Source organism: Nonlabens sp. SY33080 (assembly GCF_011784885.1).
GTDB lineage: Bacteria > Bacteroidota > Bacteroidia > Flavobacteriales > Flavobacteriaceae > Nonlabens > Nonlabens tegetincola.
In genome coordinates this window covers 434009-459951 of the sequence record NZ_CP050461.1, presented here as the reverse complement: position 1 = coordinate 459951, position 25943 = coordinate 434009, and the positions used below count along the sequence as shown (strand labels likewise).

Genomic DNA, 25943 nt, shown 5'->3' with positions numbered 1-25943 from the left:
TAATTTAATTTTTGTCTAAGGCCTCAAAGATACTGTTATTGCTCTTGAATTCAGGTACAATTTCCTTCAATTTGGAAACAATACTTTCATCATTGCAACCTAAAGTAAGCTTTTTTAAGTCCTTGATATTATTCTGTATGTCGGTATATGGGTATGAGTCCACCGTTGCTACCATGATTTTTTCATGGTGAGTAGGTAAAGTAGTCGATTCATCAGTTAACAATTCTTCGTAGAGTTTTTCACCAGGTCTTAAACCTATTACTTTTATTTCTATATCAACATTCGGTTCAAACCCAGAAAGCCTTATCATACGCTCTGCCAGACTCATAATTTTCACTGGTTTACCCATATCAAACACAAAAATCTCACCTCCTTTACCCATAGTCCCGGCTTGGAGTACCAATTGACAGGCTTCTGGTATAGTCATAAAGAAACGTATAATATCTTTATGAGTAACTGTTACAGGTCCACCTTCTTCAATTTGCTTTTTAAAGAAAGGTATCACCGATCCATTAGAACCAAGTACATTACCGAATCTGGTAGTTATAAAAGTAGTTTTATGATTTTCTTTTTGTAGAGACTGTACGTACATTTCGGCACAACGTTTGCTCGCACCCATCACATTAGTTGGATTAACAGCCTTATCAGTACTTACCATCACAAATTTAGACACTTCATACTTAACTGCTAAATTTGCAAGATGTGTAGTTCCCAAAACGTTTACATTGATAGCTTCCTTAGGATTGTGTTCAATTAATGGAACATGTTTGTAAGCAGCCGCGTGAAAAACAACTGAAATATCATTTTTCTGAAAAATAGACTCTAATCGATGATGCTCTCTAACATCGGCCAAAAGAAAATCGTATTCCTGCTCAGGAAATGCTTTTTTCACCTCTATTTCAACATGATATAGTGGTGACTCAGCCTGATCTAACACCAAAATTTTCTTGGGCTTGTAATTTGAAATTTGTCTGACAATCTCACTTCCAATAGATCCTGCTCCACCAGTAACGAGAATTGTTTTACCTCTTAAATATTCATTAATTTTATCGTCTGATAATCTTATCGGATTACGCTCTAGAAGATCTTCAATTTGTATTTTCTTAATACTTTCATTCACATTAGAGGATCCGTCTAGCTCATCAATTTTAGGAGCATTGAACACTTTAAGTCCTTTGGCTAGTAGATTATCGACAATTTTGTTCTTTTCTTTGCGAGAAATCGTATTATCAGCTATAATAACTCCGCCGATTTTCAAGGGAGCGATATTCTCATATAATTCATCATCGTTTTTAAAAACACTCTTACCTTGAATCTTAATTCGCCCCATCCTTTTAGAGGAGCTTATGAATCCTTTTAAGTTGTACTTTGCATTATCCGATATGGAAATTGCCTCAGCCAAAGCAATTGAATTATCATTTACGCCCCAAATTAGGACATTAATGGACTCCGTATTGATAGTAGAAAAGAGCTTATAGAAACCTTTTACGGTAAATCGAAAAGCAAATAATAAGGTAAAAGTCACCATAAGATCTACCAGTAAAAAAGGAACTAAATAAATCTTTGAATGAAAAGTGAAGTAATACAGATAATTAATTATTAAAAGTAAAAGAATGCTCGAACTACAAGCCACCGCTACTTTAAATAAATCTACAAACGTACTGTGACGAATTAAACCAGAATAGGTACTGAAAATAAAAAAGAACATCAAATAACTTAAACCAATAGTTAAGCCTTGTTGCTCTAGAGTAAGTACATGATAAAAATTAGGAGTGATGCGGTTTATAATGGCAAAACTCAATAAAAAGGAGATAAGAACTATGGTGAGATCTATGGTAAGGATCACCCATCTAGGTAGGTAATTCAAATTTTTAAAACTCAAAGAGCTTTTCTCACCCCACAAAACATTGGCTGATCGTTTTTTAAAGTAATTCCACTTCATGCCGCAAAAATAAAGAAAAAGGTAATCCGTACGGATTACCTTTCCTAATTATTCTTAAATTTTGTAAGATTACTCAACCACAATTTTTTGAGTTGCTAGGGAACCATTGGATTCCAATTGCACGAGATAAACACCCGACTTCAAATTCGTAATTAACAATCCATCATTCATAATCTCGCTACCTTTTTGGATATTAGCAGTTAAAACTCTTCCTCTTAGATCGGTTACACTCCAGGAGTATGATGATGATGGATTTAAACCATTCATTTTTAATACATCACCGTTACTAATAGGATTTGGATACATGGTTACTGCTTTCGCGAAATCGATATCACCTTGTCCTAATGTCACAGTAGTGAACTTGATGGTAAACCTGTTTGTGAAACTAGAGGTAGTAGCAGGATCTTGACTAAACACATACGTATTATCTGAAGCAGTTAATACCTTTTCAGTATTAGTATAAGCATCTTCTAAAACTACTTGTAGATTAGTACCTGTAAGCTGTAGGTCAAGTGAGAGCTCATATTGAGCATTTATTAATCCAGATAAATTCAACGGAATTTCCATCCCATCAAATGGTAAACCATAGGAGTTTATCGAGTAATTTTCATTATTATCTTCAATCCAAATGCTTTCATTAAGATTCATGAACTTGGTCATAGTAGAAGAAGTAGGATTAGAAAATTTAGCAATAGTCCCATCTACGGCGGCGATAGTTGCTCCGTTAGTTATTGGACTCAAATTAACTCTAAAGTAGTCCATACTACTAGATCTATAAACAGCATTAGTTTGGTTACTAGCAATCTTGTGAGACTCTTTAAATGTTATTTGTGGATCAAAAGGAGTTGTACTATCATCACTTACCTCAACAAATACTGCCTGAGTAGGCTGTAAATTTTCATCAACTTGTGAACCTGCTACCGTATTTATTCCCAAACCAAAGTCATAGGATACGTAAGCACCATTAGTTTGAACAGTTGGATCCCAAGCGTAGTAATTAGCTGCATTAATATCAGTTGTTCCACCATCTTGTAAAACCAAATTGAAATCAACCTGTGAAGGATATGGATTTCCTACAAATAAGAACTCTCCGTTAGATAAGGTATTTGAAAAAGATTTTACCACATCTCCTGTTTGTAAACTTCCTTTGGTTATTAATTTAGTGTCCGTTGCGGTTTGAGTGGCCGATGTTAAATCTACAGACCTGTCACCACGAATAAATAATCTTAAAGGGTCACCGGCATTTAAATTTAAATTATTTGTAGCTGCTTCTGCATTCCATGTTTGGGACGGCAAGTTGTCAAAGTTAAAAATCGATGGATTGTTTGTTGGCGACTGATCAAAACCGTTGGAAACCATTCCACCTGTAATTTGTGTTCCTACATTATCCTGATAACCAGCATCTCCTGGATTAAGACCCGATTGTTGCCATTGATCAAAAACCGAAGATGTCATGTTTACTGGTGAAGAAACGAATCTAAATACACGTCTAGCTGGAAAAAATTGCTCCACTATTAAATCACCGTTCAATGAACCATTTGTTACCTCTGCAACATAAGCGCTTGCTCCGTCTGAGCTGGATAAACTTAAGTTATCATTGGTCGATACCACACCATCTACTAGATTAACAAATTCCTTTACGCTACTGCTTGAACTAACAATTACATCTCCCAATACAGTTAAAGAATTAACGTCTCCAAAAAGCCTTGGACTTTCTGATGTTGGGTTGACTACAAGTTGTATATTATCAATAGCTAATTCATCGGAACTACCACTACCACTATCATTTGATTCCCAAGCAATAAGATAGGTTTCACCATCTAAAATAGAAAGACCTGTGATATCGGCTGTTACAAAGTTACGTTCCCACTCTTCTACGGCATCTTGTCCAATTCCCGTTTCTATAAAAGAATCAGTAACTGAAGTAAGATTCGTTTTTGATGGACCGTGAGCAAGTATCAGGCTGTTTGTTCTATTTTCATTATTTAAGAAATATGCATCATAAGCAACAGAAATATTAGTTATGGTTTCGCCTGTATCGTTTCTAAATTTAAAATAGACCGTACCTGGAGTAAAATCTGAACCTGTAGGCTGAATTCCAAGTGCTGTATTTCCTCCTCCTAGATCAAAGGCATACAAACCACCACCACTCACGCCACCTGTAGTTTGACCTCTGGCATAATCACCTGAAGTGTAGTCAGCATCAAAATCTGTATCTCCTTCACTAAATCCGTCAAAGGAGAAAGTATTTGAATCCAATTGACCTGCTGATGGAAGTTGAGCTAAACCGGATCCATCAAAACTACCGTTATTAACATTTGCCACGGTGTTACCAAAATCAATGGTATATCTAACATCTGTATTTGGAACGCCAAAACCTTGAGGTTCTGGATCAAAGACTTGATAAGAAGCTTCGATAGTAGTAGTAATCTCTGGACTAGCATTGTCGTCAGTAGCTACGATTTCAAAAAAAACTTCAGTACCATTAGCTTGAGCTGGAATATCAGCAGTATAAGTATCACCTGACAACACAGTCATGGCGATGGAGTTCCCTAAGCTTCCACTCGAAGTACCCCAATTTAATACAACGCTATCTATTCCATCGTCATCAGTAACATCAGCACTAATGGTAACATTATCACTTGATGTTGGCGTGTTTGGAGAAACGGATACATTAGCTATACCAGGAGCTGGGTTACCTCCGACTGGAGTACCTCTTACAATTATATTATCAACTCCAAATGCCTCGTAATTATTACCTGAATCACATATTATTCTAACATTTAAAATACTTCCCGTCGATCCCAAGGTAGCTTTAACTGTCTGTAGGTTAAAAGTTAAAACCAATCCAGTAGCCGAATCAGTTGTCCCTACACCATTATTAACTTGTAGAACCAGAGGATCGTTTGAACCATTTGAATGACTAAATTCAAGTAAAGGTTGCCACGGACCTCCATCAAAATTATATTCCATAAAAAGCCCATCAACATCGTCCCAGTCATTAGGAACTGCACCAAAATCAGCTAAGATCTCAACATCTGTCGCATTTGAAACTGAAATGGGATCTAGTAACAAAATTCCTGGATTTCCTGAATTAATTACATTGGGAGCACTTCCAACAAAAAGTGAGCTGTTGGTAACGTTCGTATATAACTGTGAACCACTCTCATATATTGATGTATTAGTAGCTACGGCATTGCTAAAATACTGATCACCAGGATCAGCATCTGGCGTTTGATTTGGTGTATTGGTATATCCTGTTTGAGAAACTTCAAAATCTTGAGTGTAGAAGACCGTTTGAGAGTTAGAATACAAACTAGTAAATAACACAACTAATAGTAAAATTCTTTTCATAAGTTGATTAATAGTTAATTAGATCTCAAAAATAGTCTGTTTTTAACTCTTTTTTAAGCTCTGAATATTAAGGTTATATTAAATAAAATGGCTTGGGTTGTTAATAGAAAAAACCGATCAGTTTGTCGGATAATTCGGATAAATTATAAAGAATAAACAACCACTTATCGAATAAGTTTTGAAATCACAAAACGGGACTTCGTATTAGTTACCTGCTTTGATTCCTTAAGTAAAAATTATAAACTATTAGTTTTAAATGAGATAACAATTGTATTAACTAACCAATATATAAATCTGCTTAGAATCAATTTAAAAAAATCAGATTTAGAATAATGTAATAGAATCATCTAGTATTCGAAACATTAAAAATCACTATCCTTTATTAAAATGAAATCACTATCACTATGTATACTGACTTTTTGGATGGTTTGAAACCAATAAAAACAAGACACTACGAAATATTGTAGTATAAGAATTTTTATTTGCAGTAATGAATTTTGTTACTTAAAAACCTTATGAACTACTTCCTCTATTCGACTTCTATCTGAATCGGTTAAGTTAGATCCTGAAGGTAAACACAATCCATTTTCAAATAGCCTTTCACAAACTCCAATTCCATAAAATGGGTATTCCTGATACAAAGGTTGCAGGTGCATAGGTTTCCATAAAGGTCGAGATTCTATATTCTCTACCTCAAACGCAAGTCGTAAATCCTCTCTTGTAATACCACCTGATTTTTTAGGATCAATTAAAATAGCACTTAACCAATGATTACTATAAAAATCAGAATTGGGTTCACTTAAAAGTGTAACCCCAGGTATTTGATTAAATAATTTGCTATAGAATTGATGCATATCCCTACGCAGGGAAATATGCTTGTCCAAAACCTGCATTTGACCACGCCCTATTCCTGCACTTATATTACTCATTCGATAATTATATCCTACTTCACTATGTTGATAATGCGGTGCATTGTCTCTAGCTTGCGTGGCTAGAAAAACTGTTTTTTCCTTTCTTTCTTTAGAAGGTACTACCATCGCACCACCACCACTAGTAGTAATGATTTTGTTCCCATTGAAACTCAAAATCCCATAGTCTCCAAAAGTTCCGCACTTTCTACCCTTATAGGTGCTTCCTAGAGCCTCGGCACTATCCTCAATGACTGTAAGCTGTTTCGCTTTCGCGAAAGCGTGAATCTCATCTATTTTATATGGCATTCCATACAAGTGAACAGAAAGCAAGGCTTTAGGCGTTTTTCCCTTTTTAACCCGATCCTCGTAAGCCTGCTTTAAGGATTCAGGACAAATGTTCCATGTCTCTGGTTCGCTATCCACCATAACAGGTATAGCTCCTAAATACAATATAGGGTTTGTGGTACCACAAAAAGTAAAACTTTGGCAAAGCACCTCGTCTCCTGGTCCTACGCCAGCCTGAATCAAGGCTAAATGTATGGCCGCAGTACCACTACTTAAGGCTGCAACGTGAACATTTTCTCCTTGGTAATTTTTCAAATCTTCTTCAAATCCATTAACATTAGGACCCAATGGTGCTACCCAGTTTGTATCAAAAGCTTCTTTTACAAAGTCTCGTTCAGTTCCTCCCATGTGTGGAGAAGACAACCAAATTTTATCCTGTGACATAGAAATTTATTTGTGGCAAAGATAGCCTAGTTAAAAAGAGATTTTATAGTTAGGATTATGATTTTTAAATCATATAAAAACGAGCGTTTGTCCAAATATTCTAAATTCATTCTTACCTTATCTGGAAATATGACAATATCGTTATATTCGAGCGGATTTACTTGTTGAGAAAGTAATAGCTCTTCATTTCTATATTTTATAGCGGCAAGGCTGGTTAATCCAGGTTTCAAAAGTAACACTTTGCGCTGCTCTCCTTTAAGATTATCGTAGTAGCCAGGGATATCTGGCCTAGGACCCACAAAACTCATTTCACCCTTGAGGATGTTCCATAATTGAGGTAGTTCATCAATTTTATACTTTCTTAACCACTTTCCGATTCGGGTTACTTTTCCATTCTGCATGGTTTTTAACTTGTAAATTAGAAAAGGTTCACCGTGTTTACCAATTCGATACTGAGTAAAAATCAAACTTGATGAAAATATAACTACAAAAAGTAGCGGTGGTAATAAAAGTTGTAATAACAAAAACGATAGTACAACGTCAAAACTACGCTTCATTATGAAATTTAATTGGCTTTGCAGGAATTCCAACTGCAGTACAGTTACTTGGAAGGGATTTGGCTACTACTGCACCTGCTCCTACAATAGTATTTTCACCTATTTCCAGTAAGTTAATAATCTTTGCGCCAGTTCCAACATATACCTTTTTATTGATTACCACTTCACCCGAAATATTAACGGATGGCATGAACGAAGAAAAGCTCTCGATAATAGTATCATGTCCTACTGTGCAAGATAAATTAAGTGTTATAAAATCTTTTAATTTGATATTACATGTAATTATAACACCTGCACATATAATGTTACCTATTCCCAAGGTTATATCATCATTTCCAATAATAGCGTTTGGATCTACTATATTCGGGAAATTTAATGTGTCATTAACTAATAGTCTTGATATAATTTTTTCTTTAACGGTAGGATCACCAATACCTAGCGCGACATCAATATTATTAGTATTATTAATTAACGAATTGAGATCACCTAAATATGGTATCCCATTAATATTTTCGTTTAAAGTTTGATTGTCATCATAAAACCCTAATAACCTGTAGGTTGGTTTTATAAGATTGATTCGATCAATGATAGATTTAACTTCTCTTCCAAAACCTCCAGCACCAATAATTACTATATCCTTCATATTAATTTCCTTTAAATTTTGTAGTCGTCGCCTCTCCTTTGGCAGAGATGCCTTCAGATTTAAATACCTTCCGTATGGTTAAAAACAATATTTTTAAATCTAGCCAAAATGACTGATTATCTACGTACCACACGTCTAATTCTAATTTCTCCTTCCAGCTAATGGCATTTCGTCCATTTACTTGTGCCCAACCTGTAATTCCAGGTTTTACTTCATGCCTACGCGACTGCTCTGCAGAATAAAGGGATAAGTATTCTGGTAACAAAGGTCTAGGACCTACAATGCTCATATCTCCTTTAATTACGTTCAACATCTGTGGTAATTCATCTAAAGAAGTTTTTCTTACAATTTTACCTACTGTAGTTAATCTAACATCGTCTGGATAAAGCTCACCATTCTCGTCTTTTTTATCGTTCATTGTTTTGAACTTGACGATATAGAATATTTTACCGTTTTTCCCTGGTCGCTTTTGTAAAAAGATTGGTTTACCAAAATTGATAGTTAACAGAATGAATATTAATATCATGATTGGACTAAAAACAATCAGAATAACGAGAGAAAATAAAAAATCTAAAACTCTTTTCATTTAATAATCAGTTAAAACAAACCGTATCATATATTCTTTTAGTATTCTCGACCATTTTGGAACTATTAAGGGTTTTAAGAACATGTTTAAATCCATTTTTAACAAATCGTTCTTTAACATCCGGATTCTTTAAAAGGTACGTTAAATTATCATTGATACCCTTGATATCATCATAGTCAGACGTCAAACCAGTAAATCCATGTATAATTAACTCTGGCAATCCTCCTGAGTTGGAGCTTACAGTTGGAATTTCACCAATAAGACTTTCAAAGACTCCGCCAAGATTTTCCATTTTTGATAAATAAATAAAAATATCAAATTTGCCAATTACCCTAAAAACATTTTTATAACCACCGGTAAAAAATATTTTACCTGGACACATTGTGTCAGCCATTTTTTTCAACTTGAGTAAATAATGACTATCATTAACAAAGCTCTCTCCAGCTATTACTAAAACGATATCATCTCTAGTTTTACTCAAAATTGAAAAGCCTTTTATAAGTTGTTCATGAGCTTTGATTCCATTTTTTTGATAAAATTTAGGAGGGTATATATAAGATGCTGTACCTAAAACAATTGTGTTTGAAGGTAAATTAAGGTCTTTATGATAATTGATAGGTTCAGTTTTATCCTTTAAAGCTAAAATTTTATCTATATTAATATAAGCATAATTGAGAAATATCTTTTTTTCATCAACCCCAGATTTTAAGTATTGTTTTTTAATAAATTTTGATGTTGCTATCCAAAAATCTTGTTTATTGGCAGAATATATATCAAAAAATTTAAAAAGTTTATTATCTAAATGAGCAGGGCCAACAACTTGAAAAACTCTCGGTATTTGAAAATCTCGCAAAAATATCCTTGCGTACAATGTCGTTTGAGTAAACCAACTATGAATTAAATCTGGTTCTATCAATCTAATGAATTTCCTTAGCTTAAATCCATTATTCAAAATTCTAGCATTTAGAGAATACTCTAATTCAAAAACTTGATCGCATATTTCCAGATATTCATTAAAGTGCTTTCCCCCTTTAGGTAAAGCTACTACTATTTTGATATTCGGATAAATTCTTTTTTGCTCCTTAAACATTTCTATGGCCCAAGTAGCACCTTTACTAGTTTTAATCAAATGAAAGACAGTCATAATTATTAACTATTTAGCATAGATTTATAAAAACCAATTCTTTTTTCATTTAGCACTTCAGGAATATATTTTTTTGATTTTTCTAAATTAATTTTAGACTGTTTTTCATAAAAGCTAGAATTATTTAATAAAAGTAGAATTTTGGAAGCAGTCATAGGAACATTATTTTTTTCAATCAAAACATTTTGATCTAGTAATTCTGGAATGCCACCCACATTAGTACCTATACAAGGCAAGGCTTGCGACATAGCCTCTATTATCGCTCTAGGTAAACCTTCAGTCTTAGTTGTCGAAACATATAAATCAGCTGTTTTTAAAAAATTTAAAACCTTAGCAGTTTGGACGTTTCCAATAAATTTAACATGTGTATCTATTTCCAGTTTTTTACTCAAGTCTATCATTTGATTTCGATATTTACCATCACCCAACCATATTAAGTTTATATCTGCACCACGCTTGATACAAATTGAAAGACTCTTTAGAAGAATATCTGGTCCTTTATAAAGCTGATCTAAAGAACCGATTGAGATAATGTTATACTTATTCTTTTTTATGATGGATTTACTATTAGTTGCTAAAGGAAAATCCAAGGAAACATTCGAAGCATTAGTTACATAGGCATCTTTATTCGCTGGATATCTTTTTTGTAAAATTTTCTCGGTAACATATAAGACCGATTTAGCATTTTTAACATTGTATTTTAATGTATTGGTGAACCAAATCCTCAATAAAATTCGAAATGGATGTTTTATAGATTCTTTAGCAAAAACCTCCCAAGGATCACCCACTACCTCCATTCCATAAGATACATTCAACTTAATTAAATTTGAACAAGCTATATTACCTATGTTTCCAGGCATTCTACATAAAAAAGATGTAGTATCATCAATGTTACTTAGTATTAATGATCGAATTAATTTTTTTGTTACCCTTTTTACTCTAAAATATTGTTGCATTCCTACATAAGAAGGTAAGGCGTAAATACTAATTTTAGCATTATTTATTCTACTTAAATCATTGCTTTTTACCTTTTCTTTATTTTCAACTCGGCAGACAAGAATAATCTTATCAAAAACTTGAAGATATCTATTTATAATTTTTGCCGAAAAACCAGATTGTCCATAGTAATTCTCGTCCTCCAAATTAAAACAAACTCTAGCCTCTGTAAAAAAAATCAGTTTATTTTCTTTATTACTTTCTATCATAATATACATTTACTAATTTCTCTGCCATATTTACATTTGAAAACTTATGAGAAAAAAGTTTTGCATCTTCAAGTAGTTGATCCGCATCTTTTTCGTGCAATCTTGCAATCAATTCTTCACATTTTTGAGTGGCTATATCAATTGAATTCAATGGAAAGAAATATCGATGATATTTGTCAAATACTGATTCATAATGAGGTTTAATATCAGAGCAACAAATGGCTACTTTCATGTATTGAGCCTCAATATGAACATTACCAAAACCTTCATGTTTACTAGGGAATAACAAAATATGAGCCTTGTTAAATAAAGAGCTTAAATCATTTACATTACCATGAAACCTGACTTTTAAACCTAAAGACTTTAGTTTTATTTCCTCTTGCAATTCTCCATCTCCACATAAATCGAGTGAAACTTTATAACCCTTCTTAACTAAATTTTTAAAAATATCAAGAAGCATTGTGTGATTTTTTTGATGCTTAAAAGAACCTACATGGATTAAGTTAATATTTTTATTCCGAATAGAGGTTTTTTCCAACGAAGCATCTAACATACTAAAATCAACACCATTGTAAATAATTAAGCTTTTACGTTTAATTTTATCTTTATAATTAGAAAAATAACCCAAATTAGCTTTAGAATGTCCGATTATTCTATCGCTGAATAAAACAATCAATTCTTTCTGCAGCAGCAAATAATAATTTCTTATTTTATTTAGAAATATATTTCTTTGCCATGTTTTTTTAAACATTGCACTTTCATTATGAATTGAGACAATTACAAACTTATTTAATAGTCTACCTATTAAACAATAAAGACCTGAGGTATGACCGTTTCGTAGATGAATAACATTAACTTCTGATCTCAAAATCACTTTATAGAAGCTATAAATTCGCATAAAACTCCATCTAGATTTCTTATAATTATGTAATATAGCTCCTCTTTCGACAAACTGATCATCAAGGATTCCACCGTGTGAACATAATATATGACTTTCTACACCGTTTTCATTAAAATGTTCTAAACAACCAAGAAGAGTTTTCTCAATACCTCCAAGATTAAGTTTATCTACTACCGTTAATACTTTTATCATATTTGCTTGTGAAGTTTGAAACTTGCACACTTAGAAGTAAAAATAAATGTGCATAAACGTTATAATACATTTTCTGAAACTGACTAATTAACAGAAGCATGATAACAGTGCAGAATAATATATTCTTTAAATTACTATAATTGTAAACTAAATTTTTAAGGATTTTTTTTAGACTCACCCAGTAAATTATTAAATATACTAAGGCCAAAAAGAAACCATAGCTCAACAATAATTCTACCCAAGTGTTATGTGAATATGTAGCCCTGCCAATATTTTTTAAATAAACTTGCCGGGAATTATTAAGCCCATATCCTATAAAGGGCTCTTCATAAAAAAACTCTAATCCTTTTTCAATTAGAAATGTTCTGTATCCAGAACCTAAAGCCGAACCTTCAACTTCTTCATTCGTTTGAATTTGTTCAATTGTAGCAGTTGTTCTCGAAATAGTATCGGAAAAAATATCATTACTTAACAAAACAGTTACCATTCCTGCCATTAAGGTAGTTAACAAAATAATTTTAACATTTTCAAATATTTTTTTAACTAAAAAGTTTATGAATAAGAACACAAATGCTCCAATTAAAAGAGACAAAATTATTTTTTGGGACTGTGTTAAGAATATTACATAAAGAATTAAAGGTAAAAAGATTAAAGTCCATCGTACTTTAAATTGTAATAATGCAAAAATACTGATGACAGCAAAAAACATCATTGTAGCGACTGGATTAACTCCGCCCCAAAACATTTCACGAATACCACTACTGGTAAAAATCGCGTTAGGAATAGCTAGTAGTGAAATAACCAAAACTGTCATAACAAGAAATTTCTTAATATTTCCTGAATGTTGTATATAATGCCAAAATATAAACATGGTTAAGAAATTGGAAATTACTTTAGTCAAATCGTGAAAAACTAATTCTGAACTATTTGCGTAAACTAATCCTAAGATGGAAAATAAAGTAATAATCCCATATAATTTAACTACTAAGTGAAGCTTAAACCAATTTTTATTATTTAGAAAAAAAACAACTAAACAAATTACAGATATCACTAGATAGTAGTTACCTCCGGTGACATTTATCAGGTTTATAAAGGTATTACCAAAAAGTAGAATTAAAATATTGAAGTCTTTAATATTCATTTTTACATTTTAAACTTTCAATATTTGTGAGAAAATATTTTAAAATTTCATTATGATATTTCAGTCGTACAGAAGATGAATGAATATCTTTATAAAAATCATTATTTCCCATAGAACGGTCCATCGAGTCACGTAGATCCATGATCGCTTCAGCTTTAACATTTTCTTTTAACGCCTTTGTCATTTCGAAAAGACTGAGTTTAATTTCATCCGTTTTAATGTTATATACGTTCTTAAAAAATCTGTAGCTAGCTATACCGAAAGTATAGACAGGTTTACCTCTAAGTAAAGATTCGATTCCCACAGTACCTGTTATGGTAATTACTCCTGTTGCATTATCAATAATATCAAAACTATTAGTATTCAAGGACAAGAATTTGACATTTCTAAGTTTTAAAATACTGTCATAGAAATCTCTATTCCTATATCTTGGATCGTACACTCCAGTAAAAGTGGAAGGATGTTCCTTAACCGCTAAAATATAATTCTCAGGTAAATTCATAGCAACCTCCCGTACTATGAATAATTGTTGGGAATAGCAATATGCTTCTGGAAGTGATGTTCGTTCTGGTTGATAATGAAGAAAAAAAACAAAGTACTTTTCTGATTTTTTAATTTCTTCAGAATTTTGCATATAATATTTGTACAAAAATCGTTTTTTATCAAGTACTAAAAATTTTCGAGGATCTCGTAAAGCTAATTTAAGCTCATGTTTCCAAGACCAAAACTTACCTTTCCGATCCATTAATCTTTTTCGTTCATAACTAGGTATAGCTTTGTCATAAGATCCTTCAATTTTAGCTATAAAACTTTTAAGGTAATTAAGTTGTGATTGATTCTCTGATTTTGTAAAGATTTTAATAGGAATTTGAATATCTAAGTCCTTTACTAAAAAATATCTACCTGGTATAGGTGAGCTTTGAATTATATAAACGGGCAATTTAAGAAAAGTAGCTGTTTGAGCTAGAATCCAAGAATTTATATGATGTGGAGTAGCCTGAAAAAAAAGGACATCTATATGTTGACTTTTTAATAACTCTAAACTATTGTAAACATAATTAGCGATAATGTATGATTTATTAAAAATACTTTCCTTTCTAAAATACTCACGTGTAACCCTTTCTAAAAGAAGCAGTAATCTAGAATCATTAAGTATATATTTCATTAAATCATTATACTCATTATAAAACACTAAATTACTTGGATTCTCACCTAGGTTATCATAAAAATGGAAATTTATCAACTTACTGGAATGCCATTCATTTTTGCGAAAAAGTTCGGTAATCAAATGAAGTTCATGTTTTTCACAAAAATTATCGATAGTTCGTTCTAAACCTGAATATGAAATGATTCCTTTATCTAGTAGTAAATTCATTTAAATATCTAGTTATGTATTCCTCTAGTAATACTAATTAAATGATTAATTATCCGTTAAATATTCAAAACTTAATGGAGTACCTTTTTTTAAATCTATTTTAGAAACTTTTCCTAAAACTTTTTCAAAATATTTAGGATGTAATCCATAGCCAGGCCTGATGGAACGAATATTTTTTGAAGTAAGAATTTCACCTTTTTGAACGTCCTCAACTACAAAAAGGGAACGAGCGAACTTTCTGTTTTTCTCAACTTTTTTTGTAACTGTGTAGTCAATGTTGCCTATTAATTTCTCTGCATTACGAACATCATTAACCATTTGGGTAAATTCGTTTTCATCTAAGGAAAAATCAGCATCAGGTCCTCCGATTGATTTATCTAAAATAAAATGTTTCTCAATAATTTTTGCTCCTAAGGTTACGGCTACCACAGGGGCAAGTGAGCCATAAGTATGATCACTAAAACCTACTTTAACATCAAACTTTTCCCCCATATCTGTAATTGTTTTCAAGTTTGCGATATCTAAAGGGGCTGGATATGAACTTGTACATTTTAATAAAGCTATATCATTATTTCCGACTGATCTACAGGCGTCAACAGCTAATTGAATATCATCTTCGTTAGCAATCCCTGTGGAAATTATGATAGGTTTTCCTTTACTAGCAGTATACTTAATGAGGGGAATATCTTGAATTTCAAAAGAGGCTATTTTATAAGCAGGAACACTCAAATTCTCTAAAAAATCAACCGCCGTAAAATCAAATGGTGACGAGAAACAAATGAGACCACACTCTTTTGCTTTATCAAATAGCTTTTGATGCCACTCCCACGGAGTGTAAGCTTCACTATAAAGCTCATATAAACTTTTGCCGTCCCAAAGAGTATCTCCATTAATTCTAAAATACTCATTATTCACATTAATAGTTAAAGTATCAGGAGTATAAGTTTGTAATTTAATGGCATCGGCTCCAGCACGTTTTGCCGCCTCAATTGTTTGTAAGGCAACCTCTAAATTACCGTTATGATTTGCGGACAGCTCTGCTATTATAAAACAAGAACCGTGATTTGTTATATTAAAATTTCCTATTCTCATGAATTAAAAACTGTTTTAACTTTTATTCTTTGATTAATCATCTCAATTTCTCTAACATCCCTTAACTCTAATGCTCCATTACAGCATTTAACCACAATAGGATCTAAACTCAATATCATGCCATTTGGCATATCATAAGTAAAACCTAAGTTACTAAAACTTACTTTATCAATAACAACTTTATGTCCGTTGAAGTATGTAAAAGCCCCAGGATAAGGCCTTGATTGCGCACGTACCCAATTAAAAATTCTTTCTCTACTCCAATCCCAATTAATTAATCCATCATCAGGTGTTCTTTTTCCAAAAAAAGTTGCGAAGGTTTCATTTTGAGTGATTAGTTGATAATCGTTATTCTCTATTTTGTTTAGCGTCTTTAATAGTAAAGGTAAATAGTTATTTCCATACGCAGCCAGAAGTTCTCCTCCAGTCATTTCAGAATGAATTGGAATTTTTAACTGCTCAATAATTTTACCTTCATCACAACCTTTACTAATTTCATGAATGGTAATACCTGCCACCGTTTCTCCATTAATAATGGACCAAACATGTGGGGTTCTTCCCCTGTATTTAGGTAATAAAGAACCATGAATGTTTATTGCGATTTTAGAAGGTAAAGAAATTAAATCTTCTTCGATCAAAAACAAGTAGTTAATTGATAATAAAACATTCACACGAATATCACCAATCACTCTTATCGCTTTTCCATTTCTTGGATTGCCTTTGTAATTTTTAATACCATTTGATTCAGCAAATTCTATAATACTGTTTGAATTTGAGTCGGTACAAATAAATTCAATTTGATGAATTTTGGTAAGCCCTTTAACTACTTCAAAACCTAAATTACCACTAGCTAATACACCAATTTTCATTTAGAATCAATTTTTGAATGAATTACTACATCTAAGTATCTATTATTAAAATAGCAATGCTCCTTGAGTATTGCGTCAAGATAATAATCATTTTTCTTTAACACCTTATATAAATGAGGTCTTAAATCAAACGCGTAAACATAAAGCTTATGAATTTTAAGTTCTTGAAAAGCTAATTTTTCAATTAGGTCTAAATAAATAGTCCAATACTTTTCAAAATAAATATCTTCTGATTTTGTATCCATAATAAAAGATATTTCTGCATTTTTATCAATCCAGTTGATATGTACTAAACCACCATAACCAACACAAACGTTATTTTTTAAAAATGAAAATAGAAATTGAGATGGCATTTCCTGATCAAATAATTTAGAAACCACATTTTCAAAATAATCGTCCTGATCTCTTTTAGTTAATGGCTTATTTTGTCTTAAATGATATATTTGTTCATTACGCCATCGCATAATATCATAACGATCTTCTATACGAATAGGAACTATTCTATACTTATCAGTTGAAAAAACTTGCGTGGTCAAAGCTTTATAAGAGTTCATATTTAATTTCAGCTAGTTTCCAATCTATTTCATTATCTATATCTTGACCTTCGGTTTCCTTTATTATTACGCTTCCACAGTTTTGAGTTATTAACGTTTTTGCTTCTAAACATCGAATCACATTAAACCAGTAGTATTGACCAGCATCATGAAATGTCGGCTCTAAATCCTGACTCCTTGTGTTTTGATGTTCTTTATTAAAGAACTCGATCTTACCAGATTCCGAAAGCTTTAATGCTCTTTGAATGGGGAATCCAAATTTTATTATTGGAAATACGGTATCAAAATCGTTTTTAACCAAAGTATCTAATGCCTCACTCAATCGCTTGGATGTGACAAAAGGTGCTGTGGGATAAATACAACAAGCATATTTAAATTCCTTTTTGTACCTAAGCTTGTATTCCTCTATGACCTCTTTTAGAACATCAAATGTTGTAGCATGATCGTTTGAGTTCTCTTCAGACCTATAGAAAGGTACAGTGGCTCCGTATTTCATGGCAATCTCAGCAATTTCCTCATCATCAGTGGAAACCATAACCTCATCAAATAATTTTGAATTTAATGCTGCGTCGATTGAATAGGCTATAATTGGTTTTCCTAAAAATGATTTTATATTTTTTCTAGGAATTCTTTTACTACCACCACGAGCCGGTATAATACAAAGTTTAGACATTGTAAAAATTATCTATTGTATCCAAAACAAATTGTTGTTCCTCATTTGTTAGAGTAGGAAACATCGGTAAGCTAATACATTTAGAATAGTAACTCTCCGCATGAGGTAAATCACCTTCTTTCCAGCCAAACTCTCTATAATAAGGCATTAAATGACAAGGTATATAATGAATTTGAGCAAAAATTCCATTTTGCCTTAAATAGTTATATAACCCTAATCTATCGTCAACCTCTATAACGTAAAGGTGATAAGCATGTCCTTCAATAAAACCTGATTGACCATGGATAAACGATTTATTGATAAAAGCCTCATTATAGGTTTTTGCGATTTTAATTCTTCTTTGTATTCCTTGATCAGCTCTTTTTAATTGACTACTTCCTAGCGCAGCTTGAAAATCAGTAATTCTATAATTATATCCTAAATCCTGCATTTCCATATACCATCCTGGGTATTCTTGTGTTTCCGCTTTTGCGGAAGCGAACTCCTTACTATTAATATATAAAGAATCGTCTTTTACAATACCGTGTGTTCTTAGACTGAGTAATTTTTTATATAACCTTTCATCATTAGTTGTTATCATTCCTCCTTCTCCACACGCAATATGTTTAACTGGATGAAATGAAAAGATTGCTAGGTCTGCAAATTGTCCGTTACCACAATGTTGTTTATTTCCAGAACTATCTATAAAATAACCTCCTGGAGAATGACAACTATCTTCAATAATCCAAAGACCATACTCATCGGCTAAAGCTCTGAATGCTTCTAAATCGACAGCTCTACCAGCAAAATCTACTGGAATGATACCTTTATACGTACCTTTAGGAGATGCTTCTAATAACTCACGAACTTTGTTTATATCAAGTAAATAGGTTTGGGGATCGATATCTGCAAAAACTACTTCACCACCGCAATATCGTATACAGTTTGCACTAGCGGCAAATGTAATAGGAGTAGTAATTACCTTGTCACCTGGGGAAACCCCTAATGCAAGAGCATTTAAATGAAGTGCTGCCGTACCGTTAGATACCGCCACAGCAAATCTAGCCCCAACGTAATTAGCAAATTCTTCTTCAAATTTATTTATCCTAGGACCTTGAGTCAAATAGTCTGCTTGTAAAGCTTCTACTACAGCATCAATATCTGATTGCTGAATATTTTGTCTACCATATGGAATACTTACTGACATATTACACTGAGAAATTAGGATCTACATGCTTTTTAACTAACGCTCTCAAGCTTTCAATTGACTCCCATTCTGTATTAGTACCAGAATCATAGGCAAATCCATCTTCAACATCAACTCCATTAAATGCCTTTTTATACTCCTCTTTGGTATATCTTGAATAGGGAGAAGGTTGTGGTAAAATAGCATAATATTTACCAATATCAACGGTATTGAATGAATCAGATGCTGTAATCATTTCTTCATGAAGTTTCTCACCAGGTCTTACACCGACTTCTTTTTGTTCCAAGTTTGGAGCAATCGCAGTTGCAACATCAGGAATTCGATAAGACGGTATTTTAGGAACAAATACTTCTCCACCCCATGCGTTTTCAATAGCATAGAAAACCATTTCACATCCATCCTCAAGCGAAATGTTAAACCTTGTCATCCTGTTATCTGTAATTGGTAGAAAAGACTCTCCGTCATTCTTCTTCTTTAAAAAGAATGGCATAACAGAACCGTTAGATCCCATAACATTACCATAACGGACCACAGAAAATTTAATATCTCTATTTCCTTTGATGTTGTTTGCAGCAATAAACAACTTATCTGAAGCCAATTTTGTCGCTCCATATAGATTAATAGGTGCTGCTGCTTTATCGGTAGAAAGTGCTACTACATTTTGAACATTTGATTCTAGAGCTGCGTCAATTACGTTTTCTGCACCGTTAATATTTGTTTTAACACATTCCATGGGATTATATTCTGCAAGATGTACGTGTTTCATTGCAGCAGCATGGATAACAATATCTATTCCTTCAAATGCTTTTTTAAGTCTATTTTTATCTCTTACATCTCCAATAAAATATCTAATTTGAGGATACTCCGACTCACTAAATTCTTGAGCCATTTGAAAGTGTTTTTGTTCATCTCTCGATAAAATCACTAAACGTTTTACTTTTGGACATCGTTCCAAAATAAGTTTAGTAAACATTTTACCAAAGGATCCTGTTCCACCTGTTATTAAAATTGATTTATTGTCTAAATTCATTATTTTTTATTTAACATTTTAATAGACCTTCTTAAAATTTTTCTTTCGCTAGAATCAAACCCTAAATACCAAGTTAATACACCTAATAATAAGGCAGTAAAAATAACAAGCACAACCAATTGTAACCAATTATTAATAAATATCCATTTAGTTGAGTAAAACGATATCGTTAAAAAAAGATATCCAACTAAGGCTAATCTAGAATAAAAAACTTTAAAAATTTTAAAGTCAGCACCCGTTTCTACTTTAACAAGATATGTGAGAGATAGTGCTAAAAAAATTATTCCAATTGATATTGCTATTAAAAGACCTAAAGTTTTGAATTGAGGTACTAATATGAATGAAAGTACAATACTTATAATTGAGGAAATGAAAGTTACTATAATCTTTCTTTTCAATTTGAGAGTTGAATTAATTATTCCTGAATCTACTTGATACATCATAGTAAAAATAGATATAATAATAATTAAAAGAGATTCTATTTGTCCAGAAAATAGACTCTCTTTAGTCCATAATTGTATAAATGATTGATTATATAAACAAACTATATTTCCTGTGATAATAATTAAAAACCATTGTACGTTTAGCAATTGTTCTCTAGCTTCCAGTAATTTATCGTATGAATTCTCACCTATAAATTTAGCAATACCTACTGTCGTGGCAGTTGAAACAGTTCTTACTAATCCGGAAGAAGCAATCATTAAATATTTTGTGATTGCATAAACTGCAACATATTCAGGTCCCGCAAGGTAACCTAGCAATATCATATCAATAGACTGACTTAACAAATCAGCTATTTTCAAGAACATATACCAACCACTTAATTTAATAAAAGAAAAAATTCGATTACGACTTACTCTTACAAATTCAAACCAAGGAATATATTTTTTAACAATTATCCAAAATGAAAAACCAATTAAAACAGCAGCAAATACTTGTACAATTGCGAGGCCTATAATACCATAATCCATATACAAGATTACAGCACTCGAGATACCTGCTAAAATTATTATAGCAGCTCTAACGCCAATTCTTTTGTAGGATAGATTCATTCCATGAAGAGTGGATTCGAACAGAAAAAAAAATTGAGTAACAACAAAGGATAAAACCAAAAAGGCTGAAGCGATTCTTACGGTCAAATAAAACTCATAATCAACACCCGATAAAATTGGAGAGAACCAAATAACGAATACTCCTAAACAAAGATAAACTGGAATAAAAAATAAATTAGAGTAAAGTGCTGAGGAAACTACTTTTTTAAGTTCAAGTTCACTACTTACACTTCTATCACGAGATAATATAAACTTTAATGAAGTAGCAGCTCTTATATCAGCAGTGGCCATATATGAATTAAGTTGACTTATAACTTGCCAAGCTCCAAAGTAAATTGGACCTAGCAAACTTATCATTAAAGGATTTAGAAAAAAACTAACACCTAGTTTAGCGGCAAAATCTACAATACCTGTAAGACTGTTTAAAACAGCACTCTTCCGCAAATTTTCAGGCCTTAAAGTGGATGGATGCATCGAAACATAATATTTTTTACTTTGTAGTAGTATTATTTGCTTTAAATATTGAAATAACTACAATCTCTTATCACTAAACTCTAAAACTCCCTTTACATCATATAACACACTATTACTATTTTTAAAATAGTTTAAATTCATTTTTTTGAATTCATCATGAGCAACTCCTAAAATTACGGCATCAAACTTTGAGTTTGGCATTTCATCGGTACTATTTAACTTATATTCATGCTTCACCTCATCTGGATTAGCCCATGGATCGTAGGTTGTGACATTAACTCCATAATCCTCTAACGCAGCTATTACATCTACTATTTTAGTATTCCTTACGTCTGGACAATTTTCTTTAAATGTGATTCCTAACATTAAGACTTGAGCTCCATTGACGTTTATTCCTTTCTGAATCATTGCTTTGACAACTTGTGAAGCTACATACTCACCCATTGAATCGTTAAGTCGTCTACCAGCCAGTATAATCTCTGGATGATAGCCTACTTCTTGAGCTTTTTGTGCTAAATAATAAGGATCTACCCCTATACAATGACCACCTACTAAACCTGGCTTGAACGGTAAGAAATTCCATTTAGTGCCAGCTGCTTCAAGAACTGCATGTGTGTCAATTTCTAACAGATTAAAAATTTTAGCTAGTTCATTGACAAAGGCAATATTGATATCTCTTTGTGAATTCTCGATGACTTTAGCCGCCTCAGCAACTTTAATAGTTGGTGCAAGATGAGTACCTGCGGTAATAACTGATTTATAAAGTTCATCAATTTCCTGACCAATTTCTGGAGTACTTCCTGAAGTAACTTTCAAAATTTTATCAACGGTATGTAACTTATCTCCTGGATTAATGCGTTCGGGTGAATAGCCCGCATAAAAGTCAGTATTAAACCTAAGACCACTAACTTGTTCCAGTACTGGTATACACTCTTCTTCAGTCGCTCCTGGGTAAACCGTAGATTCATAGATAACAATATCTCCTTTTTTAAGTACCTGCCCAACCGTTTCACTAGCTTTTTGGAGAGGTATTAATACTGGTCGATTATTTTTATCAACTGGTGTAGGAACAGTGATAATGTATATTTGAGCGTCCGCTATATCTTCTAATTGAGTAGTACAATACAATCCATAAGAATCATTTGACTCATTTTTAAGCACTTTCTGAAGTGTTTCTTCATCTACTTCAAGTGTATTATCTCTACCCTTATTAAGCTCATCTACCCTAGCTTGATTAATATCAAAGCCAACCACATCGTATTGGGTGGCAAAGAGCCTAGCTAAAGGAAGTCCTACATAACCCAAACCAATAACACAAATTTTTTTATTCATTCCTCATTTGTTTTGATCGCTTTCGCGAAAGCGTAGATTAACTAATTATAAATTATTCCAATACCATTCTACAGCCTCTTTGAGACCTCGATCAATATTAAACTTAGGCTCATACCCAAGGAGTCGTTTAGCTTTTTCAATAGAAGCCAGTGAATGAGGGATATCACCTGCACGATTAGGACCGTGCTTAATTACCACATCTTGAATATCAGAATCAAATTTACTTAAGTGCTTTTTCAAATACTCAATTAGTTCAAGTAATGTAGTTCGATCACCGTAGGCCACATTAAATACCTGATTTTCACTTTCTGGCGAATCAACCAACATCGCCTTTACGTTAGCTTGAATCACATTATCGATGTAAGTAAAATCACGACTGTATGTACCGTCACCGTTTATAATAGGTGATTCTTTCTTCATTAGGCTAGAAGTAAATTTTGGAATCACAGCTGCATAGGCTCCGTTTGGGTCTTGTTTACGTCCAAAAACATTAAAGTACCTAAGACCTATGGTGTTTAGCCCATAGGTTTTGTAGAACACATCCGCATACAGCTCATTAACAAATTTTGTAATAGCGTACGGAGATAAAGGACGACCTATTTTGTCTTCCACCTTTGGCAACGATTCAGAGTCTCCATAGGTAGAACTACTAGCCGCATATACCATTTTCTTTACTCCTGCATCTTTACATGCTACTAGCATATTCAGAAAACCGCTTACATTAACATCGTTTGAAGTGATCGGGTCTTTTATTGATCTAGGAACACTACCCAAAGCAGCTTGATGCAATACATAATTGCAACCAGCTACAGCACGATGACAAGTATCTAAATCCCTAATATCCCCTTCTATAAAAGTGAAATTAGGATGTTGAATAAAAGGCTCGATATTATGACGATGACCATTAGAAAAATTATCTAGCCCTGTAACGTTATAATTATTATTCAATAAGAACTCGCAAAGATTGCAACCTATAAAACCAGCAGCACCTGTAACTAAAACTTTGATTGATTTCACATTATAAATTTGAATCTGCAAAAGTACGAAAATAACTCACTGTTTACGAGTTAGGAGAAGGTTATCCTTTTTAAATATTCAAAATAAGAACCTTTGAAGGTTCTTATTCGTTCTGCAACTTTGTTTTTATCAACCCAACCCATTTTAATTGCAATTTCTTCTAAACATGAAATTTTTAATCCAGCCCTATTCTCTATGGCTTTTACAAATTCCGTTGCCTCAGAAAGTGCCTCGTGAGTACCTGTGTCCAACCAGGCAAAACCTCTACTCAAAATTTCTAAGCTCAATTCCCTTTTTTCTAAAAAATATTGATTCAAACTAGTGATTTCCAACTCTCCTCGAGCACTAGGCTTCAATCTTTTAGCTACATCAATAACAGAATTTGGATAGAAATACAAACCAACTACAGCAAAATTACTTTTAGGTTGTTTAGGTTTTTCTTCAATGCTGATTAATTGACCTTCTTTATCAAAAGAGGCAACTCCATAACGTTCTGGGTCTTTAACATAATTACCAAACACCACTGCTCGCTTTTCATTGGTTACAGTACGTACAGCACTTTGAAGTACTTGAGAGAATCCTGCTCCATAAAAGATATTATCTCCCAACACCATAGCTACATCATCATCTCCTATGAAATCCTCACCTATTATGAAAGCCTGTGCCAAACCATCAGGTGATGGTTGCTCTTTATATTGTAGACGTATCCCGTAATCTGAACCATCGCCTAAAAGTTCTTTAAAATTTGGTAAATCATGCGGAGTTGAAATAATTAAAATCTCTCTTATACCTGCCAGCATGAGTACAGATAAAGGGTAATAAATCATAGGTTTGTCATAAACAGGTAGCAATTGCTTACTCACTGCTATGGTTAAAGGATGCAATCTAGTTCCTGAGCCACCTGCTAATACAATACCTTTCATTTATTTATACTGTTGGTTATAATATTCTTTGTAAGCACCAGAAGTTACCCGTTGTAACCATAAAGGATTCTCTAGGTACCATGAGATTGTTTCTTTTAAACCTTGTTCAAATGTTACTGATGGCATCCATCCTAATTCGTTTGACATTTTGGACGCATCAATGGCATATCTAAAATCATGTCCTGGTCTATCGTTTACAAAAGTAATTAAAGACCTACTCGTTCCTACATCATTATGCAGCATCACATCCATTTCATCACACAATAACTGTACAAGATCAATATTTTTCCATTCATTATGACCGCCGATGTTATAGGTCTCTCCTAATTGCCCTTGCTCCATTATAGCTTTAATTGCCATTGCATGATCTTTAACATACAACCAATCCCGTGTGTAATTACCATCTCCATAAACAGGTAATGGCTTTCCATGTTTAATATTATTAATAAACAACGGTATTAATTTCTCAGGAAATTGATAAGGTCCATAGTTATTTGAACAGTTACTTATAACAATAGGCAAACCATAAGTTTCATGATAAGCGCGTACAAAATGATCACTACTAGCTTTACTGGCCGAGTAAGGCGAGTTAGGACTGTAAGGTGATTCTTCAGTAAAAAGACCTTTCTCACCTAAAGCCCCATAAACCTCATCAGTACTTATATGATAAAACAACTTATTGGTAAAATCCTTATTCCAAGTTGACCTACAAACTTCTAAAAGATTAAGAGTACCTAAAACATTAGTACGAGCAAAGGCTAATGGATCGCTTATAGATCGATCAACATGAGATTCTGCAGCTAGATGTATAACCACATCAATTTGATGATTTTTAAATACAGTTTCTACAGCCTGAGCATCATTGATATTTACCCGATAGAATGTATAATTCTCTTTATGCTCTATAGTTTTAAGGTTCTCTAAATTTCCTGCATAGGTAAGGGCATCAAGATTAATAATGTGAGCATCTGGATACTCGGTAACAAATAAGCGCACCACTTCCGAACCTATAAATCCAGCTCCTCCTGTTATAACAATTGTCCTTCTCATTGATGTTGTAA

At 32.8% G+C, this 25943-nt stretch carries 22 protein-coding genes; all 22 read right to left on the bottom strand.

The features are described from left to right. Positions 1 to 4: 4 nt before the first annotated feature. The 22 genes from HCN53_RS02045 to rfbB all read right to left on the bottom strand — a co-directional run bounded on the left by HCN53_RS02045 (position 5) and on the right by rfbB (position 25932). Entirely contained in the window at positions 5 to 1942 is a 1938-nt protein-coding gene (locus HCN53_RS02045; protein ID WP_167341855.1) for a polysaccharide biosynthesis protein, read from the bottom strand. Positions 1943 to 2011: 69 nt separating this feature from the next. Then, on the bottom strand, positions 2012 to 5296 hold the full coding sequence (locus HCN53_RS02040; protein ID WP_167341854.1) for a T9SS type A sorting domain-containing protein: 3285 nt from the start codon (positions 5294 to 5296) through the stop codon (positions 2012 to 2014). Positions 5297 to 5796: 500 nt separating this feature from the next. Next, positions 5797 to 6936 carry a DegT/DnrJ/EryC1/StrS family aminotransferase gene (locus HCN53_RS02035; protein WP_167341853.1) on the bottom strand — a complete coding sequence of 380 codons (1140 nt, stop codon included), beginning with the start codon at positions 6934 to 6936 and terminating at the stop codon, positions 5797 to 5799. 26 nt (positions 6937 to 6962) lie between these two features. Continuing rightward, a complete protein-coding gene (locus tag HCN53_RS02030; RefSeq protein WP_167341852.1) occupies positions 6963 to 7493 on the bottom strand; it encodes a sugar transferase in 531 nt (176 codons plus the stop codon). Next, positions 7483 to 8136: an acetyltransferase gene (locus tag HCN53_RS02025; protein ID WP_167341851.1), complete on the bottom strand. Its 654-nt coding sequence runs from the start codon at positions 8134 to 8136 to the stop codon at positions 7483 to 7485. The genes HCN53_RS02030 and HCN53_RS02025 overlap by 11 nt, the downstream gene beginning before the upstream one ends. Before the next feature lies 1 nt (position 8137). After that, positions 8138 to 8722, bottom strand: coding sequence for a sugar transferase (locus HCN53_RS02020; RefSeq protein WP_167341850.1), 585 nt, complete (start codon positions 8720 to 8722; stop codon positions 8138 to 8140). 7 nt (positions 8723 to 8729) lie between these two features. Further along, positions 8730 to 9866, bottom strand: a complete 1137-nt coding sequence (locus tag HCN53_RS02015) for a glycosyltransferase family 4 protein (protein ID WP_167341849.1) — start codon at positions 9864 to 9866, stop codon at positions 8730 to 8732. A 5-nt stretch (positions 9867 to 9871) separates the two neighbouring features. Further along, the gene (locus tag HCN53_RS02010) at positions 9872 to 11071 is read right to left on the bottom strand and encodes a glycosyltransferase (RefSeq protein ID WP_167341848.1); all 1200 of its coding nucleotides are present in this window, start codon (positions 11069 to 11071) and stop codon (positions 9872 to 9874) included. Next, the gene (locus HCN53_RS02005) at positions 11058 to 12164 is read right to left on the bottom strand and encodes a glycosyltransferase family 4 protein (RefSeq protein ID WP_167341847.1); all 1107 of its coding nucleotides are present in this window, start codon (positions 12162 to 12164) and stop codon (positions 11058 to 11060) included. Before HCN53_RS02005 ends, HCN53_RS02010 begins: the two co-directional genes overlap by 14 nt. Further along, positions 12136 to 13305 carry an O-antigen ligase family protein gene (locus HCN53_RS02000; protein ID WP_167341846.1) on the bottom strand — a complete coding sequence of 390 codons (1170 nt, stop codon included), beginning with the start codon at positions 13303 to 13305 and terminating at the stop codon, positions 12136 to 12138. The genes HCN53_RS02005 and HCN53_RS02000 overlap by 29 nt, the downstream gene beginning before the upstream one ends. Further along, a complete protein-coding gene (locus tag HCN53_RS01995; protein ID WP_167341845.1) occupies positions 13295 to 14680 on the bottom strand; it encodes a hypothetical protein in 1386 nt (461 codons plus the stop codon). Before HCN53_RS01995 ends, HCN53_RS02000 begins: the two co-directional genes overlap by 11 nt. A gap of 45 nt (positions 14681 to 14725) precedes the next feature. Then, positions 14726 to 15772 (bottom strand): pseudaminic acid synthase, encoded by a 1047-nt coding sequence (pseI, locus tag HCN53_RS01990; RefSeq protein ID WP_167341844.1) that lies wholly within the window; start codon positions 15770 to 15772, stop codon positions 14726 to 14728. Beyond that, positions 15769 to 16641 carry a methionyl-tRNA formyltransferase gene (locus HCN53_RS01985; protein WP_167341843.1) on the bottom strand — a complete coding sequence of 291 codons (873 nt, stop codon included), beginning with the start codon at positions 16639 to 16641 and terminating at the stop codon, positions 15769 to 15771. Before HCN53_RS01985 ends, pseI begins: the two co-directional genes overlap by 4 nt. Then, complete coding sequence (locus HCN53_RS01980) at positions 16638 to 17195, bottom strand: GNAT family N-acetyltransferase (protein ID WP_167341842.1); 558 nt, start codon at positions 17193 to 17195, stop codon at positions 16638 to 16640. The genes HCN53_RS01985 and HCN53_RS01980 overlap by 4 nt, the downstream gene beginning before the upstream one ends. After that, positions 17182 to 17868 (bottom strand): pseudaminic acid cytidylyltransferase, encoded by a 687-nt coding sequence (pseF, locus tag HCN53_RS01975; RefSeq protein WP_167341841.1) that lies wholly within the window; start codon positions 17866 to 17868, stop codon positions 17182 to 17184. Before pseF ends, HCN53_RS01980 begins: the two co-directional genes overlap by 14 nt. Next, positions 17861 to 19054: a UDP-4-amino-4,6-dideoxy-N-acetyl-beta-L-altrosamine transaminase gene (pseC, locus tag HCN53_RS01970; RefSeq protein WP_167341840.1), complete on the bottom strand. Its 1194-nt coding sequence runs from the start codon at positions 19052 to 19054 to the stop codon at positions 17861 to 17863. The genes pseF and pseC overlap by 8 nt, the downstream gene beginning before the upstream one ends. A 1-nt stretch (position 19055) precedes the next feature. After that, positions 19056 to 20084 carry a UDP-N-acetylglucosamine 4,6-dehydratase (inverting) gene (gene pseB / locus HCN53_RS01965; protein ID WP_105018808.1) on the bottom strand — a complete coding sequence of 343 codons (1029 nt, stop codon included), beginning with the start codon at positions 20082 to 20084 and terminating at the stop codon, positions 19056 to 19058. Next, positions 20084 to 21610: an oligosaccharide flippase family protein gene (locus HCN53_RS01960; protein ID WP_167341839.1), complete on the bottom strand. Its 1527-nt coding sequence runs from the start codon at positions 21608 to 21610 to the stop codon at positions 20084 to 20086. The genes pseB and HCN53_RS01960 overlap by 1 nt, the downstream gene beginning before the upstream one ends. A gap of 57 nt (positions 21611 to 21667) precedes the next feature. Then, a complete protein-coding gene (locus tag HCN53_RS01955) occupies positions 21668 to 22942 on the bottom strand; it encodes a nucleotide sugar dehydrogenase (protein WP_167341838.1) in 1275 nt (424 codons plus the stop codon). A gap of 45 nt (positions 22943 to 22987) precedes the next feature. Further along, positions 22988 to 23959 carry an SDR family oxidoreductase gene (locus HCN53_RS01950; RefSeq protein WP_317168786.1) on the bottom strand — a complete coding sequence of 324 codons (972 nt, stop codon included), beginning with the start codon at positions 23957 to 23959 and terminating at the stop codon, positions 22988 to 22990. A gap of 50 nt (positions 23960 to 24009) precedes the next feature. After that, positions 24010 to 24882: a glucose-1-phosphate thymidylyltransferase RfbA gene (rfbA, locus tag HCN53_RS01945; protein WP_167341836.1), complete on the bottom strand. Its 873-nt coding sequence runs from the start codon at positions 24880 to 24882 to the stop codon at positions 24010 to 24012. Next, positions 24883 to 25932 (bottom strand): dTDP-glucose 4,6-dehydratase, encoded by a 1050-nt coding sequence (gene rfbB, locus HCN53_RS01940; RefSeq protein WP_167341835.1) that lies wholly within the window; start codon positions 25930 to 25932, stop codon positions 24883 to 24885. Positions 25933 to 25943 lie beyond the last annotated feature (11 nt).